Below are 19,984 nucleotides of genomic sequence, written 5' to 3'. Positions count from 1 at the left end.
GACGCTGTCAATTTACCATTACCAAACGACGATTACCGAGGCTTTTTAACAGCGTTAAAAAAATGCTTACATACTGACCAATACGATAGGTGCTGTAAGGCTCATCGGTTAATTCGGTTTCCCTCTGTATGGCTTAATGCAGTAGAATGACCGGCTTAACCGTAGGGCTTGGCGGCCCAAATCCCGCGCGCAGACTAAGCGCGCCTTCTAAAGATTGTAGATACCCTTAATGGCTGTTTTAAACCATCATATTTGCCACTCTTTGCAAGGCGCCGCCACACTGCCCCACAAGGTACGGCCCAGTAAGACATATACCAGTCAAGCGCTGCCCGGCCAAAAGTCGCAAACTAAAATATTACTGCCTATAAAGGAAGCAACATTTACGCTGCTGGCGTTAACGGTGCTCACTCACAGTGGCGCACATGCCGACACAGAACCACAAGATACCTACCCACGCGACGGACAACAACCCGAACAACAATCGCGTATTGACTGGATGCCGCGCGAGCAATTGAGCGAGCAACAGCGCCAAGCACTGCCGGCCGGCTGCTGCGGTGCGTATGTTAGCCCTTACACCGCCGCTGCCGATGCGCCCCCCATAGAACAAACCGATATTGAAGCAAGTGCCGACAAAACCTCGGCCAGTGGCGGCAAGACGATTACCCTTGAGGGTGACGTCGAGCTGCGCCAAGGCGTGCGGATGTTGCGCACGCAACGGGCCGAGCTAAACAACCAAACCGGCGAACTATTGCTCGATGGCGGAGTAACCATAAGAGAAGACGGCCTGCTTATTTTGGCCGAGCGCGCGCAAATGCAACGCGATAGTGGCGATGCCAAGGTGACTAACGCTGAGTTTGTGATTCACCAAACCCGCTTACACGGCCATGCCGGCACTTTAGAAAAGTTTGGCGACCGGCTGCTACGTTTAGCCGATGGCAGCTTTACCACCTGTGAGCCCGACCATGAGTTTTGGCGCATGGAGGCCGCAGAGATTGCCATTCACTCGGATCAAAGCTACGGCACAGCTAAGCATGCACGGCTACTCATTAAAGGCGTGCCAGTATTTTACATGCCTTATATGGCGTTTCCGGTAGGCGACGAGCGCAAAAGCGGATTGTTGTTTCCCTCTATAGGTAGCGGCTCGCGCAACGGCCTTGAGGTTGCCCAACCTATTTATTGGAATATCGCGCCGCAAATGGATGCCACTATCACGCCGCGTATTATGGAAAAACGCGGCACCTTGTGGGATGCCGATGTTAGGCACTTAACGTCTTATTTTGACACCCAAGTATCGGGCGGCTTTTTAGCCAGTGATGACGGCGGCTACGATAAGCAGGCCGAGCGCGCCATTGCCTTAGGCGAAAAAACAGTAGCCGAGGCCTACCCACACTTGGGCAAAGATCGCTGGCTGATCAATCTAGAGCAAACCGGCGGCAAACGCAGCCGGCTAAAAACCCAAATAGATTACACCGACATCAGCGATGTCGATTATGTGCGCGATGTCACCAGCAGTGATATCGATGTATCGCGTCAATCACGCATTAGTAAGTTTGGCGAGATTAGCTACAGTGGCGACACTTGGGTGGTGGGTGCCAGTGCCCAAGAGGTTCGTTACTTAAATGAATCCACCCAAGAGCCTTACAAACAGGTGCCGCAGTTATTTGCCCAAAGCAATCTTCGCTTTGGCGACTGGCAAATCGACCTTGATAACCAATTTACCCGCTTTGATATTAGCGAATACTATAACCTCGCAACCGATCAGCTTGTCGTGGGCGACCGCTTAAACACCGATTACGGTATAACGTGGGACAAGCGCTGGCAGTGGGGCTTTGTTAAGCCACGCGTAGGTGTTAAAAGCCTGAGCTATCAGTTACAGCAGGCCGATTACGATCCAGATGGCAGCATTCCAGATGCCGCTATATTTGACGATTCGCCATCACTGCTGGTGCCACAAGCAAGTGTAGATATGGGGCTGTTTTTTGAGCGCTTTGGCAACCTTGGCGGCGCTGATTTTATCCAAACACTAGAGCCGCGACTGTTTTATTTTTACAGCGATTATGAAGATCACTCGGCGCTCTACTCCCCGCTTAACTCAAGCAATAAGTACCTTGAGTTTGACACTAAATACGTTAACTTTGATTACAACCAACTGTTTAGAACCACGCGGTTTTCCGGCTACGACCGAATCGATGACGCCAATCAGTTAAGCGTCGGCTTTACCAGCCGGTTTATCTCGCCGGCAACCGGCGTTGAGCACCTAGAGATAAGTGTGGGCCAGATCTACCGCTTTACACCACCGCGGGTTACCTTAGACCCTGCGCTGCAGCCCAGCACCGAAGTTTATCGGCAATCGGAGTTTGCCGGCCGCATTGCCGCCCGCGCAGGTAATTACCTGCAAGTGAGTGGCGATGTATTGTACGATCAACACCAAAACGAGGTGTCTAACGCTGGCACGACTATCGAGTACGCCGATGACGCAAACCGCCTAATCAGCCTGACGTACACTTACAAGAGTCGCGCCAGCGCACAAACCACTGTCGACCCGACTGAGCTCAGCCGCAACCAGCTGGATGTAGGTGCGTTTGTACCCGTTAGTAATAGCTGGAGTATTATTGCCCGCAGCAATTACGATTTAGCCTACCAGCAGGAACTCGACACCTTTGCTGGGTTCGAATACAGCGATTGTTGTTATCGGGTACGCTTGTTATGGCGCAAATGGCTTAACTCCGATTACAACGACGGCACCATTTTAGGTGATGTAGAAGATATTGATTACGACAAAGGCTTTTTTGTCGACATTCAGCTTAAAGGGCTGGCAAGCATTAGCGAGCGCGTCGGTAACCTACTGGATAAAACCATTCTGGGCTACCAAGAGCGCGAACAAAACTTACGATAAACAAACAGTGACCCCTATGATAAAGACCCGTTTAGCAACCCCACTGCTCCACCTGATTGGCGCTTTTAGTCTATGCAGCGCATTGGTTGCGCAAGCAGAGACCGAGATTTTAGACCGCGTGATTGTCGTGGTCGATAATGGCGTGGTATTACAAAGCGAGTTTGACGAGCGCAAAAACTCTGTTCTGCAACGACTAGAGGGGCAGTACGACCAACTGCCTCCGGCCGAGGTGCTTAACCAGCAAATTTTAGATCAGCTAATCTTAGAACAGCTGCAACTAGAAGAGGCCGGCCGCTACGGGATGGAGATCTCAGATCAGCAACTGAACCAGACCCTGCAACAGGTGATGAGCAACAACGGTTTTAGCACCCTAGACGAACTGGCGAGCGATCTTGTAAAGCAAGGTATGTCGCTCGATCAACTGCGCGAGAAACTCAACCGCGATTTACTGATCAACCAAGTGCAACAAGGCGTGGTTAATAATCGTATTCGTGTTACCGAGCAAGAAATTAACAATTTCTTGGCCTCTAGCGATGGTAAGTTTGCCACCTCACCCGATTATCACTTAGGTCATATTTTAATTAGCGTAGCATCGTCCGCCAGCCCTGACGAAGTGAAAAAAGCCGAAACCAAAGTCAACGATATTTACCAACAACTGTTGGCGGGTGAAGACTTTAGCAAAATGGCAATTGCCAACTCTAACGATCAAACCGCGCTAGAGGGCGGAGATTTAGGCTGGCGTAAACTGGCGCAACTGCCCGAGTTATTTAGCGATGTGGTGGGCGAGCTAAAAATCGGCGATGTATCAAAACCTATTCGCTCGGGCGCGGGGTTTCATTTACTTAAAAATATCGAGCAGCGCGGCGGCGGCGAGCAGCTGGTGCAACAAACCAAAGCCCGCCATATTTTAATTAAGATTTCCGAAATCATGGATGACGATACCGCCAAAGAAAAGCTGTTAAAAATAAAAGCTGAAATTGAAGATGGCGCCGATTTTGCCGAGCTGGCTCGCGAGAACTCCGAAGATATTGGCTCTATGCTTGAGGGCGGCGACCTTGGCTGGGCCAACCCCGGCATGTTTGTGCCCGCCTTTGAAAGCGCCATGGCAACGACTGAAATCGATGAAATTACCGAGCCATTTAAAAGCCAGTTTGGCTGGCATATTTTGCAGGTTACCGACCGGCGCCAAGAGGACATGAGCGATTTGGTGATCCGCAATAAAGCGGCACAAATGATGCGCGATCGGCGCTTTGATGAGGAGCTGCAAGTGTGGCTGCTAGAGCTGCGCGAAAACGCCTATCTTGATATTAAAGAACTCGACAGCGACGCTTAATGACTCACGCTATTGCACGTATTGCCGTCACGCCGGGCGAACCGGCGGGCATTGGCCCAGACCTTTTAGTGGCATTAAGCCAAACGGCTAGCCGCGCTGAACTGGTGGTAATTGCCGACCCTACTCTGCTAAAACAGCGCGCCGGTATACTGGGCCTTCAAGTTAACATTATTACTGTTAACGCCGATGACGCGGCCCGCTTGCCTGCCGCCGGTACGCTGCATGTTTTAGCCGTGCCACTTGCCGCCAACGCGGTTGCTGGCGAGCTTAATAAAGACAACGCCCACTACGTATTAAACACCCTTGATGCTGCTATAGATGGCTGCACTGCCGGCCACTTTGATGCCTTAGTTACAGGCCCCGTGCACAAGGGCATTATTAACGATGCCGGAGTAACCTTTAGCGGCCACACCGAATACCTTGCCCAGCGTACCCAGACACCACGGGTGGTCATGATGCTGGCCACAGAAGGGTTAAGAGTCGCGCTGGCAACTACTCACATTCCCTTAAGAGCGGTAGCCGATGCGATTACTCCAGCGCTGTTGCGCGAGATTATTAGCATTACCGTGCACGACCTTAAGGTAAAGTTTGGCATTGCCCAACCACGTATTTTGGTGTGTGGTTTAAACCCGCACGCCGGCGAAAGCGGCCACTTAGGCACCGAGGAGATAGACACTATCGAACCGCTGTTAGCCAACATGCGCAACGAAGGCTACGACTTAATAGGCCCTCTGCCGGCCGATACGCTTTTTACGCCGAAGTATTTAACCGGCGCCGATGCGGTACTGGCGATGTACCACGATCAAGGCCTACCGGTACTTAAATACCAAGGCTTTGGCAAAGCCGTTAATATTACTTTGGGCTTGCCTATTATTCGGACATCGGTGGATCACGGTACCGCACTTGATTTAGCCGGCACCGGCAAAGTCGATCCGGGCAGCTTGCTGACCGCCATTGATTACGCCCAAACCATGATTCACGCGCGGCGCGAGGCCGATCTATGAAGCACTCTTTTACCCCCGGCTCGCCCCATCGCGCGCGCAAACGTTTTGGCCAAAACTTTTTGGTCGATCACGGTGTAATTCATCGTATTGCCAGTGCTATTCGCCCGCGCCCAGGTGAGACTCTGGTTGAGATTGGCCCCGGCCAAGGTGCGCTTACCGAGCCGCTGGTGGCCAGTGCCGAGACACTGCATGTGATCGAGCTGGACCGTGATTTAGTGCCTTGGTTGCGCGTACGGTTTGAGAAGTTTCCGGGGTTTACCCTGCATCAAGCCGACGCCTTGAAGTTTGATTTTGCAAGCCTAGGCAGTGCCGATAAGCCTCTGCGTATTGTCGGGAACTTGCCTTACAATATTTCCACGCCGCTGATTTTTCACTTAATTAGCTTTGCCGAGCAAGTGCAGGACATGCACTTTATGTTGCAAAAAGAAGTGGTCAAACGGCTAGCGGCCAGCCCCGGCGAAAAAGCTTTTGGGCGGTTATCGGTGATGGTGCAATATTACTGCCGTGTCGAGCCCTTGTTTGATGTGCCGCCGGGATCGTTTGACCCAGCGCCTAAAGTCGACTCGGCCATTGTGCGCATCACCCCTTACCGCCAGCTGCCTCACACGGTGGGCAATATCAAAACCTTAGAAAAGCTTGTGACGGCGGCCTTTGGACAACGTCGTAAGACATTACGCAACGCGTTAAAAACTTTACTGGATGTAGCCGATATGGAAGGCTTGCCAGTTGATATATCTAAGCGTGCCGAACAATTAACCATGGCCGAGTTTATCGCCTTAAGCGACGCGGTAGATGAGCGTATCCCCGCTGCGGAAAACAACCTAAATGACTGATAGCACCACTGACATTGCAAGTAATATTGCCATAACCGTTGACACTGGGTTTCTTGCCGAACAATCGTTGCCGCAACAGCAGCGCTTTGTGTTTTGCTACACAATTACGATTTACAACCACGGCCAACAAGCAGCGCAACTGCTAAGCCGGCACTGGATTATTACCGACACTGATAATCAGGTACAAGAGGTGCAAGGCTTAGGCGTGATTGGCAAGCAACCGAATATCGCGGCTGGTGACAGCTACACTTATAGTAGCGGCGCAATACTGGCAACCCCCGCCGGCATTATGGAAGGCAGCTACGAGTTTCGCCAAGCTGACGGAGAAAAATTTAACGCACCAATCCCCGCTTTTGCGTTGGTGCAGCCCAGCGCTTTGCACTAGTATTTTTATGAGCACGCTACGAACCATTAATCACAATACGGCACGACTGTCATGAGCACCTACGCCATAGGCGACATACAAGGCTGCTTTGAACCCTTGCAACGATTACTGGATAAGATTCATTTTGATCCGGCGCACGACCGTTTGTGGATTGCTGGCGACTTGGTGAACCGCGGGCCTGGCTCGCTTGCCACGCTGCGTTATTTATACTCTTTAGGCGATGCCGTTAGTGCGGTATTGGGTAATCACGACCTGCACTTTATTGCCGTGGCCTACGGTCACAAACGCCAAAGTAATTGCGACACATTAAACTCATTATTAAAAGCCCGCGATTGCGACCAGTTGATCGATTGGCTGCGCCACTGCAAACTATTGCACCACGATCCTGGCCTTAACTACACCATGGTGCATGCTGGCATTCCGCCCATATGGACTTTAGAGCAGGCAACGGCCCATGCCCGAGAAGTTGAGGCGGTACTGCAAAGCGATTACATTAATAATTTTTTAGCTGAGATGTACGGCAACAAACCTAGCGTGTGGAAAAACAAACTGATTGGTAATGCTCGGCTGCGCTTAATTACTAATTATTTTACCCGAATGCGCTTTTGCACGGCCGATGGCGAGCTTGAGCTAGATAACAAAACCGCCACCAGTGGCAGTGGTAAGTTTTTACCTTGGTTTGCGCATAAACAGCACGCCTGTCGTAAGCACAAAATTGTATTTGGTCACTGGGCTGCATTAGAGGGACAGGCCAGCGCGGCTAATGTAGTGGCACTGGATACCGGTTGCGTTTGGGGCGGCCGTTTAACCGCATTGCGCTTAGATGACGGCAAGCTGTTTCGTACGCGCTGCCATAAAAACGGCGCTTAATATACTAATCACTGCCATCGGTGACTACGCAATTTCGACCGGCATCTTTCGCTTGGTATAACGCATCATCAGCGGCCTTAAATAATTGCTCTACGCTTTGGCTGCCGGATAATGTGGATACGCCAAAACTAGCCGTAACCGTTAACCCTCCGTCAAACTTATGCTCGGCAATCAACACGCGTAGTTTATCAGCAATATACCGCGCATAATTTATCCGCGTATTACGACACACCAACACGAACTCTTCACCGCCCCAGCGCGCAAACAAATCTGTCGAGCGTATATGCTCTTTAACCAAAGCTGAAATACCAGCCAAAATATTATCACCAACGCCGTGACCATACTGATCATTAATGCTTTTAAAGTAGTCGATATCCATCATCACAATCGACAAGGGCTGGCCACTGTGGCGCCACTCCCAAAGACCATCTTTTATGGCCGCTTCGATACCTTCTCGGTTAAACGCTCCGGTCAGTGAATCCGTCTTGGCTTTAGCCTCCAGCTCTCGCGAGCGGCTATCCAACAGTTCATTCACATCAATAAGTTCTAGTTCACGCCTTTTGCGCTCGCGCACCTCACCGCTTAACTCTAATACGCGATAGCCGAGAAACAACAGTATCAACACAGCCCAGACAATAATAATAGCCAAGTACCAATCGGCGGCATCAAATCGTTGGCCAACTAACTCAACCCGACGCAGAACAAAGTGGTGCTCGCCGGGTAAGTGCTCAGATCCCGTCTGCACATCAAAGCTGACGACGTTGCTAAACTCGGGGTGACTTAACTGGGGCGAAATATTTTTTTCACGAGCCCACCAATTGGCTACAAAAAAGTCATCAAAACTAAATTCGTAGTAATCCTGGCCTTGGCTGTAGGGGAATTCGATCTGGTTATATTTAGTGGTGGTATCGTCATTAACAATACTGTAAAGGCTATTAAAATTGCGTAAAAAAATTCGGACGTTGTTATTTGGGCCTTGGTAATCGAGCCAAATTTTAACACGCTTATAATTGCTTAAATCGATGCCTTGAGTATGGCTGCCAACCAATCGAACCTCAAAGCCACAATATGGATACTGAAACTGGGGACGTAAATCACAACGCCACTCATAACGCCCACCCTCGGTCGAAACAATCTCAGCTTGGGTATTGCCCCCCGATAGGACATCGCTATACAGCCGGTGATCAAACCCTTGTGCGGGATCAAGAACGAAGGTTTCCTGCAAAACCCATTTTTGACCGACGATCGCCAATGCTGTCAACGCAACCAATACCAGTAAAGCTTTTTCAAATCGCAGTTTGGTAGGCATAACGACTCCCCGAACAAAAGTTGCAGTGCATCACCTAGTATTAAATCCGCTTAGGTCGCGTAGATAAGGTCTGCATTACTATTATCATGCTTGGCTTTAACATAACGTACAAAAGCATCACCAGCAAGGAAAAATGTGCCATCACTGCGGTGGGGAGGTTTTAATGGGAGGGAATAAGCGGGCATGAGGCGACCAAGCCGCCTCATGAATGTATCGAATTATTACTATCCGAGATTGGGCTTTATTTAATAACCCAACTCCAGCAGGTCATCACAACCCAACTCATCCTTAAGGCGGCGACGCTCTAACCGGTCCTCGAGTTGACGTCGAAGGGTCAGTTGCCGTAGACCAGCCTCTTTTGCGGTAGCCATGGGCGAGTCAGAATCTAAGTCATCATCTAGCAAGGTATCATCTTGGTGAGCCACGGACATAAGTGTTTCCTCGTGAAAATAGCACCATCGCAAACAAACATTAATGAGTTAAATAACAATGTCTTGCCACACATTAGGAGCCAAGTTAAGCCATCATTATTCTCACAACCGGTATTTATCACAATTTTTTAACATCTCCTAGCTTTTTTCTTAACGGCCCTCAGGGATTGATTTGTACACTAATGGTTTTTAGCAAGCCGGTAGAATCACTCAAGCACGGCAACGACCTTAACTGCTATAGTTAACTATCAACGCTTAATTTTTAGCGCTTATATTTCGACGAATAAAGGATAGTAGTAACGCATGACCGATACGCACAAGAGATCTATTGGCTGGCGCGAATGGGTACATTTACCCGATTTCGGTGACATTAATATTAAAGCCAAAGTTGACACAGGCGCCAAGACTTCGGCGCTGCACGCTTTTTTTGTTGAGCCTTTCGAGCGTGACGGCGAGATATGGGTGCGGTTTGGCCTACATCCGGTGCAAAAGTCCAATGAAACAGAGCTTATTTGTGAATCTCGAGTACACGATCAGCGCGAAGTTACTGATTCCGGCGGCCACAAAGAAGTGCGCTATGTTATAGAAACAGCACTGGCCATAGGTGACCAAACGATACTCACCGAGATGACACTGACTAACCGAGACACCATGACCTTTAGGATGCTGCTTGGGCGTAACTCGTTAAACGGCAACTTCACCGTCGACCCGCAAGAATCATTTTTGTGTGGCGGCGACAAGCAACAAGCCCCTTAATTCGTGCATTGGCACCGTTTAAACGTGCCGCCACACATAAATATTCATTAGGACTCTAAATGAAAATTGCTATTTTATCTCGCAACCCTAAGCTTTACTCTACCCGCCGTTTAGTAGAGGCTTGCCAAGCTCGCGGGCACGACCCTCACGTTATTGATATTTTAAAATGCTATATGGATATCACACCGTCTAAGCCTGCCATCTGGTATCGCGGTCAAGAGATTGAAGGTTTTGATGCGATTATTCCACGCATTGGCGCATCGGTAACGCACTATGGTTTAGCCGTTATTCGTCAATTTGAAATGATGGGCGTGTATTGTCTTACTGAATCAGTCGCACTGGGCCGCTCGCGCGACAAATTACGTGCATTGCAATTATTGTCGCGTAAAGGTGTGGGCATGCCACGCACTAGTTTTGCGCACGATGTTCATAACACCAAAGAGCTGATTAAGTTAGTCGGTGGTGCGCCGCTGGTGGTTAAATTATGTGAGGGCACCCAAGGCCGAGGCGTGGTATTAGCCGAAACCGCTAAGGCGGCCGAAAGTGTGATCGAAGCGTTTCGTGTATTGCGCGCCGAATTTTTAGTGCAAGAGTTTATTAAAGAGGCCGGCGGCAGTGATATTCGCTGCTTAGTGATCGGCAATAAGATCATCGCCGCAATGCAGCGCACCGCTCCCGAAGGCGAGTTTCGCTCTAACCTACACCGTGGCGGCAGCGCGCAACTGGTTAAACTGCAACCCAATGAGCGCAGTACAGCCCTTAAAGCGGCGCAAACAATGGGGCTAAAAGTTGCGGGTGTCGATATTTTGCGCTCATCACGTGGGCCTTTGATTATGGAGGTAAATTCATCCCCAGGACTTGAAGGTATCGAGGGCGCCACCGGCAAAGATGTCGCCAATGAGATTATTAAATACATCGAAGAAAATGCTCGTCCGCACGCAAACCGCACAAAAGGTAAGGGTTAACTTTAAATGGCGTTAAATAAAACCGTTACGATAGGCGGTGAACAGGTTTTACCGGGGCAAACCAAGAGTATTGATATTCCGTTGGCCGCCATGTACACCCACACCGATGTAGGCCTTACGGTGCATGTTATTAATGGTAAACGTCCTGGACCGTGCCTGCTGTTAACCGCAGCGGTGCACGGCGATGAAATTAATGGCGTCGAGATTATTCGCCAAGTCTTAGGCAGCAAACAGATCAGTAAACTACGCGGTACGCTGCTGGCAATACCGGTGGTTAATGTGCATGGCTTTCTTAACCAGTCGCGCTATTTACCCGACGGCCGTGACCTTAACCGCAGCTTTCCCGGCAACCTAAAGGGCTCGCTTGCTGGGCGTGTTGCGCACACGTTGATAAATAAGATTCTGTGTCACGCCAGTCACTGTATCGATTTGCATACAGGTGCGCGGCACCGCACTAATTTGCCACAAATTCGTACCGACCTAAGTCAACCTGAAACACAAGAGTTGGCGCTGGCATTTGGCTCGCCGGTTATTTTAGATGCGCAACTGCGCGAGGGCTCGTTACGTCAAGCGGCCGCTGAGCGAGACATACCCTTTTTACTGTACGAGGCGGGCGAAGCGCTGCGCTTTGATGAGTTTAGTATTCGCGCCGGCACCCGTGGTGTGATTAATATTATGCGAGCACTAAACATGTTGCCTCACACGGCAAAGCCCGCCAAGCGTGCGCCAGTGGTGACCATCGCCGATGACAGCCGCTGGGTACGGGCACCTAACAGTGGCGTTATGCGCACCATGGTAAGGCTTGGCGCCCGAGTGAAAAAAGGCACGGTGCTGGCGTACATTTCTGATCCGATTGGTCTGGGGCAAGAGACGGTTATTGCTCCGGCTGAGTCGATTGTGATCGGCTTAACCAATTTACCACTGGTGCATGAGGGAGAGGCGTTATTTCACTTGGCGAATTACAGCAAAAAAATTCATCAGGTGGCCAACCAAGTGGCAACATTCCACGATACTTTTGGCAGTATCAGTGATGATGAAGAACCCTTTTTTATTGGCCAAGATGAATCACTTGAGGACTAACCACGGTCTGGCGGTGGTTTTAAAACTTTTGCGATGAGCTTGCGAAGTGTCTAGGCCAGTTAACTAGCCGATACTTAAGCTCGGCTCTTGAGCGACACCACATTAGCCGTAAACGAAAACTCGCCACTGGCGGTAAAGTGTTGTGCAAAGTTTTCGCTCGGCATCGGCTTGGCGTACAAGTAACCCTGAGCTTGTTCACAACCTTGTTCGCGCAGCCAATCGGCCTGCTCTACTTTCTCGACGCCTTCGGCAATCACAATAAGTTGCATGTTGTGTCCTAGCGCAATAATAGATTTAGCAATGGCCGCGTCATTGATACCTAGAGGTAAGTCGTGGATAAAACTACTGTCAATTTTAAGCTTGTCGATAGGAAACCGCTTTAAGTACGCCAATGATGAATAGCCTGTACCAAAATCATCTATCGCCAGAGATAACCCCATTTGATGCAACTGATTAAGCAGATTAATCGCTTCGCCGGCATGTTCCATGGCACAGCTTTCGGTTATCTCAAGCTCTAGGTATTCGGCAGGCAAGCCGGTCTCGGCTAAAATGGTTGCGACAATACCGGGAAAATCACGCTGCCGAAATTGTCTGGTGGATAAATTAACCGCCATTTGCGGCACCTGCTGGCCGGCGTCTAACCAAGCCTTTTGCTGTAGGCATGCCGCGCGCAATACCCATTCACCAAGCGGCACAATCAAGCCGGTCTCTTCTGCTAGCGGAATAAAATGCGCCGGTGAGACTAACCCGCGCTCGGGGTGCTGCCAGCGAACCAACGCCTCCACCCCTGTTAATTTTCCAGTATTAAAATCAATCTGAGGCTGGTAGTGCAGCGTTAATTGCTCAAGCTCTATGGCGCGGCGCAAGTCGTTTTCTAGCATCAAATAATTAACTGCTGTGGCGCTCATACCGGCGGCGTAAAACTGGCAATTATTTTTTCCTGCCTCTTTGGCTTTGTACATCGCGATATCGGCATTTTTTAACAACTCGTCGGTCGCCTCACCGTCCTCGGGGTATACGCTAATACCAATACTGGCAGTGATGGATATATCGTGACCGGAAACCTCAATTGGCCGCGCCAACTGTGCCAATAATTTATTGGCGACAAATCTGACATCCTCGATGTCGTTTACGCCTTCAAGTACTACAACAAACTCATCACCACCCAATCTGGCAACGGTGTCCATGTCTCGCACGCCTTCGTCCAAGCGTCCGGCTATGGTTTTTAATAAAATGTCACCGGCATCATGACCTAAACTATCGTTAACAATTTTAAAACGATCAATATCCAGTAACAGCAACGCCAACTTACTGCCAGCGCGAGCTGAACGCACCAGACCGTGAGAGATTCTATCGTAAAAAAGCGCACGGTTTGGCAACGAGGTCAGAGCATCGTGATACGCCATATAATTAAACCGTGACTGCTGTTCGAACAAAGCATTCTCGGCCAACTTACGATCGGATACATCTGTGCAAATAGTACAAAGACCAAAAATTTCGTCGTCGCGATCACTCAGCGGAAACTTCACCATTAAATAGGTGTGTACGCTGCCGTCTTTATGGGGCAAATCTATTTCTGTCTCTTGGGCTTGACCATCATCTAGCCCTGCGGCTTCTATATTTTTTAACGACTCTACCAACTGCTCGGGATAAATATCTTGGGCTTTTTTTCCCACTAACGAGTCTTCGCCAATATTGGCTAGCTGTTTGTAATGTTCACTGGCCATCACCACATTGCCATTTAAATCTTTGACCGCGATTAAAGCCGGCGAGTAGCGCAAAATAGCATTTAGGTAGGTTTCGTTGGCCCATAAGGCACGCTCGAGATGATTATTATGCTCAGACTGTTGAGCTAAGCTGCGCATATCGGCAATTTGTCGCACCATTAGTGAGCTAATCAACCAAACCGGCTCAAGCGCATTAATACACTGACGCAAAGCTTGCTCGTCGCCGGCACACTCTAAATAAAATGCTGCCAATGGCGCGTCTATGGCCTCTACGGGAACCAGCGCACAGCTAATGTTGGCATTATTAACGTCGTACTGGCATTGCTGTAGGGAAAAACTTTTGGTTATAAAATCGATAGGGAAGTTATTTAATTGTGTCAGAGCAGTATTAACAAAGTGCGTGGATGGCGTTTGGTTATTGGGGCTAAGGGCCACTGAGTCGATTTGTAATTGGCTGCCATCTTCAACCACCAATGCTGCTCGAACGATATCTGAGCGCGCGGCAATAAGCCCGACCAGCCGTTGAGAGATTTGCTTGTGATTGAGCCGCTTAAAAAGCGTCTGATACTTTCTGATCAGCTCAATGGCACTCAGTTTTTGTTGCATACAATCCCACGAATAAGGTAATGACTTGCACAACGCTAAAATGCCGTGGTCTTAAGCTGATAACACCCTTAGCCACATTAATGCATCTCATATTATATAACTAGAAGTTAGGCCCATATTACTAGCTGTAAGTTATTAGAATATAAGCACTAATGCAAGCACTGCCGTCAGCCATGCGCTACAAACCCGAGCCCGACTTGCCCGCCCAGTAAGATCGGCCATAAAAGCTACAACTTTTATAAGATACTAGTCGACGGCCAACAGAGATTCCAGCGCGGCCAACAAAACATCGGTTTGCTCATCAGTGCCCACACTGATACGTAAATAATCACTGATCCGAGCTTGTTTAAAGTAACGCACTAAAATCTTTTTCTCGCGCAACTGTGCGGCCATTGCCTCGGCGGTAACACTGGCCGGAGGCTTGGCAAAGATAAAGTTGGCCTGCGACGGCAACACACTAAACCCTAGCGCCAGCAAGGCATCGGCCATACGATTGCGGGTAGCCACTACTTTGCCACAGCACTCGTGAAAATAGTCATCATCTTGTATCGCAGCGGTAGCCGCGCGCTGCGCCAGACGATCAAGCGGGTACGAATTAAACGAATTCTTAACGCGCTCAAGGCCCTCGATTAGGTCGCGCTGCCCCAGCGCAAAACCAACCCGCAAACCGGCCAATGCACGCGATTTAGAAAACGTTTGCACCACCAACAAGTTATCGTAATGCGGTACTAAGCTGGCTGCCGTTTGGCCACCGAAGTCAATATAGGCCTCATCGACCACCACCAACGTATTGGGGCGCGCCCGTAGTAACGCTTCGATTTCCGTCAGCGCTAACCCCATACCGGTAGGCGCATTAGGATTGGGGAAAATAACACCAGCGGCCTCGCCATGATAATCCTCAAGAGCCAAACTAAAGTCAGCGCGCAGTGGGATTTTTTGCGCAGGGACACCAAACAACTGACAATAAACCGGATAAAAGCTGTAACTAATGTCGGGGTATAGCAATGTGCCTCGGCCCTGAAAAAACGCCATAAACAGCTGTGCCAGAACTTCATCGGAACCATTGCCGACAAAAACTTGGTTTGCCTCTAGCTGATAGTAATCGGCTACGGCTTGGCTCAGCTCTGTAGCACTTGGGTCAGGGTATAGACGCAGCTGATCAATAGCGTCACGATCTATCGTTTTAGCTACCTGCGGCGATGGCGGGTACGGACTTTCATTAGTGTTGAGTTTGATAAGCCCCGTTATTTTGGGCTGTTCACCCGGCACATAGGGCTCTACCTGACGAACAACATCGCTCCAGAACTTAGACATTACTGCTCCGCGTTTAAAAAATGCAATTATATCAGAGCCTTTGACTTGCGACTCTTTAATAAATGAATAGCCCCTATAGATGACTGTTTGAGCCGCCATATTCACCCTGATAAAACTTGGCGGCTCAATTTTACGGGAACTTACAAAGAACAAAAGTTAACCTGAGACATCCTTGCCTCTGTATGCATTGGCGAATGTGTTAGCACTAAAATCCATAGGTCATTGAGTTTTAAGCAATTGCCGTCTTTATTTACACTTATCGGCTAACGGATCAAAAAGTTAACAAGTAACCGTTATACGCATGGAATCGATGTTAACGACGCATGCCATATAGCCCTCTCACCACTGCTTATTTACTCGAATTTAACATCCCCCAAGCTAAGCGGTAACCGACTAAGGAAAAGCTAATAGCTATCCAGTTATTAACACCCAATAAAAAAGGCGAACCAACCGGTTCACCTTTTTTCACAACAAACAGCAGTGATGCAATAAATTAGCCCACAAACGTCCGTGCGTTTCTAAACAACCGCAACCAAGCGCCATCTTCTTGCCAATCATCTGGATGCCAAGAGTTACTTACTGTGCGGAATACTCGCTCGGGGTGAGGCATCATAATGGTCGCGCGTCCATCTTTACTGGTCACACTGGTAATGCCACTGGGCGAACCATTGGGGTTGGCTGGGTACTGGGAGGCAATGTTTAGGTTGTTGTCCATAAAGCGCATCGACACCAAACCGCTAGTGTCGCAACCAGTTAGAGCCGCACTATCGGCAAACTCGGCGCGGCCTTCACCGTGGGCGATTGCCACTGGCAAGTGTGAACCGGCCATGCCTTTAAACAGCACAGAGGGCGACTCTTGTATTTGTACTAACGAGAAGCGCGCTTCAAATTGCTCGGACAAGTTACGCACAAAACGCGGCCAGTGTTCGGCGCCGGGGATCAGATCTTTTAGATTGGACATCATCTGACAACCGTTACAAACACCTAAACTAAAGGTGTCGTTGCGATGAAAGAAATGTTCAAACTGATCGCGCACCTGTGAGTTAAACAACACAGTTTTAGCCCAGCCCTCACCGGCGCCCAAGACATCACCGTAAGAGAAGCCACCACAACTAACCAGCCCCTTAAAACTCTCGAGGTTGGCACGGCCGGCTAGTAAATCGCTCATATGTACATCAACTGCACTAAAACCTGCGCGGTCAAACGCCGCAGCCATTTCGACATGACCATTCACGCCCTGCTCGCGCAGTACCGCAATACGCGGCTTACTACCGGTGTTAACAAATGGTGCGGCGACATCTTCATTAACATCAAAGCTAAGCTTAACTGACAACCCCGGATCGTTGGCCATCAATGCGTCAAACTCTTGCTGTGCGCACTCGGGATTATCCCGCAGCGATTGCATTTGGTAGCTGGTTTCGCTCCATAAACTTTGCAAAATCACGCGGGATTGATCAAACAACAGCTCATCGGCTTGCGAGATACGCAGCCAATCTTCGTCGTTAAGCGTACCCACATTATGAGTGCAGGCGGCAAGACCGGCTGCCGCATACAAAGCTTTAACCTGCTCGGTGTGCTCGCGCTTAACCTGCAGCACAGCGCCTAGCTCCTCGTTGAACAGTGCCGTTAACGGACAGTCACCCAGACCGTTAATGTCGATATCAATACCGCAGTGACCGGCAAACGCCATCTCGGCTAACGTGGTAAATAAACCACCGTCCGAGCGGTCGTGATAGGCCAGCACCCAGCCTTCGGCCAAGGCTTTTTGGGTCGCCGTAAAAAAGCCTTTTAGTTGCGCGGCATCATCTACATCCGGTGGAGTCTCGCCCAAACTGTTGTAAGTTTGCGCCAAAATTGAGCCGCCCAAACGGTTTTTACCGGCGCCTAAATCGATTAACAATAAATCGCTCGGGCCTTTATCGGTACGCAGCTGAGGGGTCACCGCTAAACGCACATCGGTAACGGGAGTAAAAGCGGTAATTACCAGCGACAGGGGCGCTGTCACGGCTTTATCTTTACCATTTTCTTGCCACGCGGTGCGCATCGACATAGAGTCTTTACCCACTGGGATAGTAATACCCAGTGCCGGGCACAGCTCCATTCCCACAGCTTCAACGGTGCGATAAAGTTTTTCGTCTTCGCCTTTATGGCCTGCGGCACACATCCAGTTAGCCGACAATTTAATGTCTTTAATATCGGCGATAGGCGCACAGGCAATATTGGTAAGTGCCTCGCCAATGGCCATACGACCAGAGGCCGGGCCATCCAGCAGCGCCAGCGGCGTGCGCTCGCCAATGCTCATGGCTTCGCCTTTGGTGGAATCGTAGCTCACGGTGGTGATGGCGCAATCGGCCACTGGCACCTGCCAAGGGCCGACCATTTGGTCGCGCGCGACTTGTCCGGTAACCGAGCGGTCGCCAATGGTGATCAAAAAGCTTTTACTGGCAACACTTGGGTGCTTCAGTACACGCTCAGCCGCTTCGTTAATATGAATATCGGCGGTGGCGAATGAATCGGTGGTGGGCGTGTAACGGCTCGCCTCGCGATGCATTTTAGGGGCTTTGCCAAACAGCAGCGACATGGGCAAATCAACCGGCTTGGCATCAAAGTGGGTGTCGTTAACCACCAATTGTTGCTCGCTGGTAGCCTCACCCACAACGGCGTAAGGGCAGCGCTCGCGCTCGCATAAAGATTCAAAGCGGGCGAGATCTTCGGGTTTGATGGCTAACACGTAGCGTTCTTGCGACTCGTTACACCAGATCGCCAGCGGGCTCATGCTCGGCTCGTCGTTAGGCACATTGCGCAACTCAAATGTGCCGCCACCGCAATCGCCATCTTTAACCAACTCAGGGAAGGCGTTAGACAAACCACCGGCGCCCACGTCGTGAATAAAGGCAATGGGATTTTGCTCGCCCTGCTGCCAGCAGCGGTCGATCACCTCTTGGCAACGGCGCTCGATCTCGGGGTTTTGACGCTGCACTGAGGCAAAGTCTAAATCTTCTGATGAACTGCCAGAGTCCATCGACGAAGCCGCACCACCGCCCAAGCCAATTAGCATCGCCGGTCCACCTAGCACAACAAGCTTACAACCGGCTTCAAACGGCGGTTTGTCGACGTGATCGGTGCGAATGTTGCCGTAACCACCGGCCAACATAATGGGCTTGTGGTAACCGCGACGTTCACCGTCGTGATCTTCTTCAAAGGTGCGGAAATAACCACAGATATTAGGCCGGCCAAATTCGTTGTTAAACGCCGCACCACCAATGGGACCTTCCAGCATGATGTCCAAGGCACTGCAAATGCGCTCGGGCTTGCCGTAAGCTTGCTCCCACGGCTGAATATAAGACGGGATGTTTAAGTTAGATACAGCAAAACCGGTCAAGCCCACTTTCGGCTTAGAGCCACGCCCGACCGCGCCCTCATCGCGAATCTCACCACCAGCACCGGTGCCGGCACCCGAGAACGGTGAGATAGCCGTGGGGTGGTTGTGAGTTTCAACCTTCATTAATAAGTTGACCTGCTCCGATGAGTAACGGTATTCGCAGGTCTCTGGGTCGGGGTAAAAGCGTCCGGCTACGGGGCCGGCCACTACCGCAGCGTTATCTGAGTAAGCGGATAAGACGTTCTCGCCGCCCAGCTCATTAGTGTTTTTAATCATTTTAAACAGGCTGAGCGGTTGCTCTTCCCCGTCTAGGGTCCAAGAGGCGTTAAATATTTTGTGTCGGCAGTGCTCGGAGTTGGCCTGCGCAAACATCATCAATTCAACGTCGACCGGATTGCGGCCCAACGCTTGAAAGTTTTCGACCAAGTAATCGATTTCGTCTTCCGCCAGCGCTAAACCCAACTCGCGATTGGCTTTAACCAGTGCGTCGCGGCCACCGCCGAGAATATCGACACTAGCTTGCGGGGCCGGCTCGGCATGATCAAACAAACCACCGGCCGCCTCTAGGCTGGTGAACACCGCCTCGACCATACGGTCGTGTAGCAACGCTTTAATGGCGACGCGCTCGGCATCGTTAAAGTCGCCCTGTACGTGATAACTCACCCCGCGCTCCAGGCGGTTCACCTCAAACAAGCCACTATTGCGAGCGATGTCTGTGGCTTTAGACGACCAAGGCGATATGGTGCCTAAGCGTGGCAACACCAAGAACAAGACTCCTTCATGGGAGACCTCATCCATGCGAGGACCATAGGTTAACAGCTGTGCCAGCACTTGCTGGTCGCGCTCACTCAAAGGTGCCGAGAGATCAGCAAAATGGGTAAACTCGGCCGCGACCGAGGTAACACCGGGCGCTGCGGCCTGCAAATTGGCGAGCAACTTTTGTGTGCGAAACGGTGAAAGTGCCGGGGCACCAGGCAATATGAGCATAGTAGGCTGCAACCTCAAGCTTGCGGGGTTGGGATTAAATGTCTTACCACCTAATACTGCGAGTTGGGTTAACCCACTACTTCGCAAAGCACCAAATTTAGGCGGT

The 19,984-nt window shown here is 50.3% G+C and carries 14 protein-coding genes; 9 read left to right on the top strand and 5 right to left on the bottom strand.

Going from position 1 to position 19,984, the window contains the following annotated elements:
• Positions 1-229 precede the first annotated feature (229 nt).
• The 6 genes from GILYN3_RS14730 to GILYN3_RS14705 are packed head-to-tail and all read left to right on the top strand — an operon-like array spanning position 230 to position 7,321.
• On the top strand, positions 230-2,896 hold the full coding sequence (locus GILYN3_RS14730) for an LPS-assembly protein LptD (protein WP_049723704.1): 2,667 nt from the start codon (positions 230-232) through the stop codon (positions 2,894-2,896).
• Between the two features lie 16 nt (positions 2,897-2,912).
• Positions 2,913-4,229 (top strand): peptidylprolyl isomerase, encoded by a 1,317-nt coding sequence (locus GILYN3_RS14725; protein WP_049723703.1) that lies wholly within the window; start codon positions 2,913-2,915, stop codon positions 4,227-4,229.
• Positions 4,229-5,233 carry a 4-hydroxythreonine-4-phosphate dehydrogenase PdxA gene (gene pdxA, locus GILYN3_RS14720; protein ID WP_049723702.1) on the top strand — a complete coding sequence of 335 codons (1,005 nt, stop codon included), beginning with the start codon at positions 4,229-4,231 and terminating at the stop codon, positions 5,231-5,233. The genes GILYN3_RS14725 and pdxA overlap by 1 nt, the downstream gene beginning before the upstream one ends.
• Positions 5,230-6,066, top strand: coding sequence for a 16S rRNA (adenine(1518)-N(6)/adenine(1519)-N(6))-dimethyltransferase RsmA (rsmA, locus tag GILYN3_RS14715; protein ID WP_049723701.1), 837 nt, complete (start codon positions 5,230-5,232; stop codon positions 6,064-6,066). The genes pdxA and rsmA overlap by 4 nt, the downstream gene beginning before the upstream one ends.
• Positions 6,059-6,451, top strand: coding sequence for a Co2+/Mg2+ efflux protein ApaG (gene apaG, locus GILYN3_RS14710; protein ID WP_049723700.1), 393 nt, complete (start codon positions 6,059-6,061; stop codon positions 6,449-6,451). Before rsmA ends, apaG begins: the two co-directional genes overlap by 8 nt.
• Positions 6,452-6,502: 51 nt before the next feature.
• Complete coding sequence (locus GILYN3_RS14705; RefSeq protein ID WP_049723699.1) at positions 6,503-7,321, top strand: symmetrical bis(5'-nucleosyl)-tetraphosphatase; 819 nt, start codon at positions 6,503-6,505, stop codon at positions 7,319-7,321.
• Between the two features lie 4 nt (positions 7,322-7,325).
• Here GILYN3_RS14705 and GILYN3_RS14700 read toward each other — a convergent pair whose 3' ends face one another.
• Together GILYN3_RS14700 and GILYN3_RS14695 are read right to left on the bottom strand one after the other, a co-directional pair.
• Positions 7,326-8,630 (bottom strand): GGDEF domain-containing protein, encoded by a 1,305-nt coding sequence (locus tag GILYN3_RS14700; RefSeq protein WP_049723698.1) that lies wholly within the window; start codon positions 8,628-8,630, stop codon positions 7,326-7,328.
• Positions 8,631-8,875: 245 nt separating this feature from the next.
• Complete coding sequence (locus tag GILYN3_RS14695; RefSeq protein WP_049723697.1) at positions 8,876-9,061, bottom strand: PA3496 family putative envelope integrity protein; 186 nt, start codon at positions 9,059-9,061, stop codon at positions 8,876-8,878.
• Positions 9,062-9,364: 303 nt separating this feature from the next.
• On the opposite strand from GILYN3_RS14695, the gene GILYN3_RS14690 reads away from it, so the two are divergent.
• The 3 genes from GILYN3_RS14690 to GILYN3_RS14680 are packed head-to-tail and all read left to right on the top strand — an operon-like array spanning position 9,365 to position 11,862.
• Entirely contained in the window at positions 9,365-9,817 is a 453-nt protein-coding gene (locus tag GILYN3_RS14690) for an ATP-dependent zinc protease family protein (protein ID WP_049723696.1), read from the top strand.
• Positions 9,818-9,876: 59 nt separating this feature from the next.
• A complete protein-coding gene (gene rimK, locus GILYN3_RS14685) occupies positions 9,877-10,782 on the top strand; it encodes a 30S ribosomal protein S6--L-glutamate ligase (protein WP_049723695.1) in 906 nt (301 codons plus the stop codon).
• Positions 10,783-10,788: 6 nt separating this feature from the next.
• Positions 10,789-11,862 carry a succinylglutamate desuccinylase/aspartoacylase family protein gene (locus tag GILYN3_RS14680; RefSeq protein WP_049723694.1) on the top strand — a complete coding sequence of 358 codons (1,074 nt, stop codon included), beginning with the start codon at positions 10,789-10,791 and terminating at the stop codon, positions 11,860-11,862.
• 74 nt (positions 11,863-11,936) lie between these two features.
• Here the strand turns inward: GILYN3_RS14680 and GILYN3_RS14675 are convergent, their stop codons facing one another.
• The 3 genes from GILYN3_RS14675 to purL form a co-directional block, all read right to left on the bottom strand.
• Positions 11,937-14,195 (bottom strand): putative bifunctional diguanylate cyclase/phosphodiesterase, encoded by a 2,259-nt coding sequence (locus GILYN3_RS14675; RefSeq protein WP_049723693.1) that lies wholly within the window; start codon positions 14,193-14,195, stop codon positions 11,937-11,939.
• Positions 14,196-14,441: 246 nt separating this feature from the next.
• On the bottom strand, positions 14,442-15,509 hold the full coding sequence (gene hisC, locus GILYN3_RS14670) for a histidinol-phosphate transaminase (protein ID WP_049723983.1): 1,068 nt from the start codon (positions 15,507-15,509) through the stop codon (positions 14,442-14,444).
• Between the two features lie 493 nt (positions 15,510-16,002).
• Positions 16,003-19,878 (bottom strand): phosphoribosylformylglycinamidine synthase, encoded by a 3,876-nt coding sequence (gene purL / locus GILYN3_RS14665; RefSeq protein WP_084005477.1) that lies wholly within the window; start codon positions 19,876-19,878, stop codon positions 16,003-16,005.
• Between the last annotated feature and the right edge of the window lie 106 nt (positions 19,879-19,984).

It is taken from the genome of Gilvimarinus polysaccharolyticus, assembly GCF_001187555.1.
GTDB classification, from domain to species: domain Bacteria; phylum Pseudomonadota; class Gammaproteobacteria; order Pseudomonadales; family Cellvibrionaceae; genus Gilvimarinus; species Gilvimarinus polysaccharolyticus.
The sequence above is the reverse complement of the archived record's forward strand: the minus strand, read 5'-3'. Positions and strand labels throughout refer to the sequence as shown.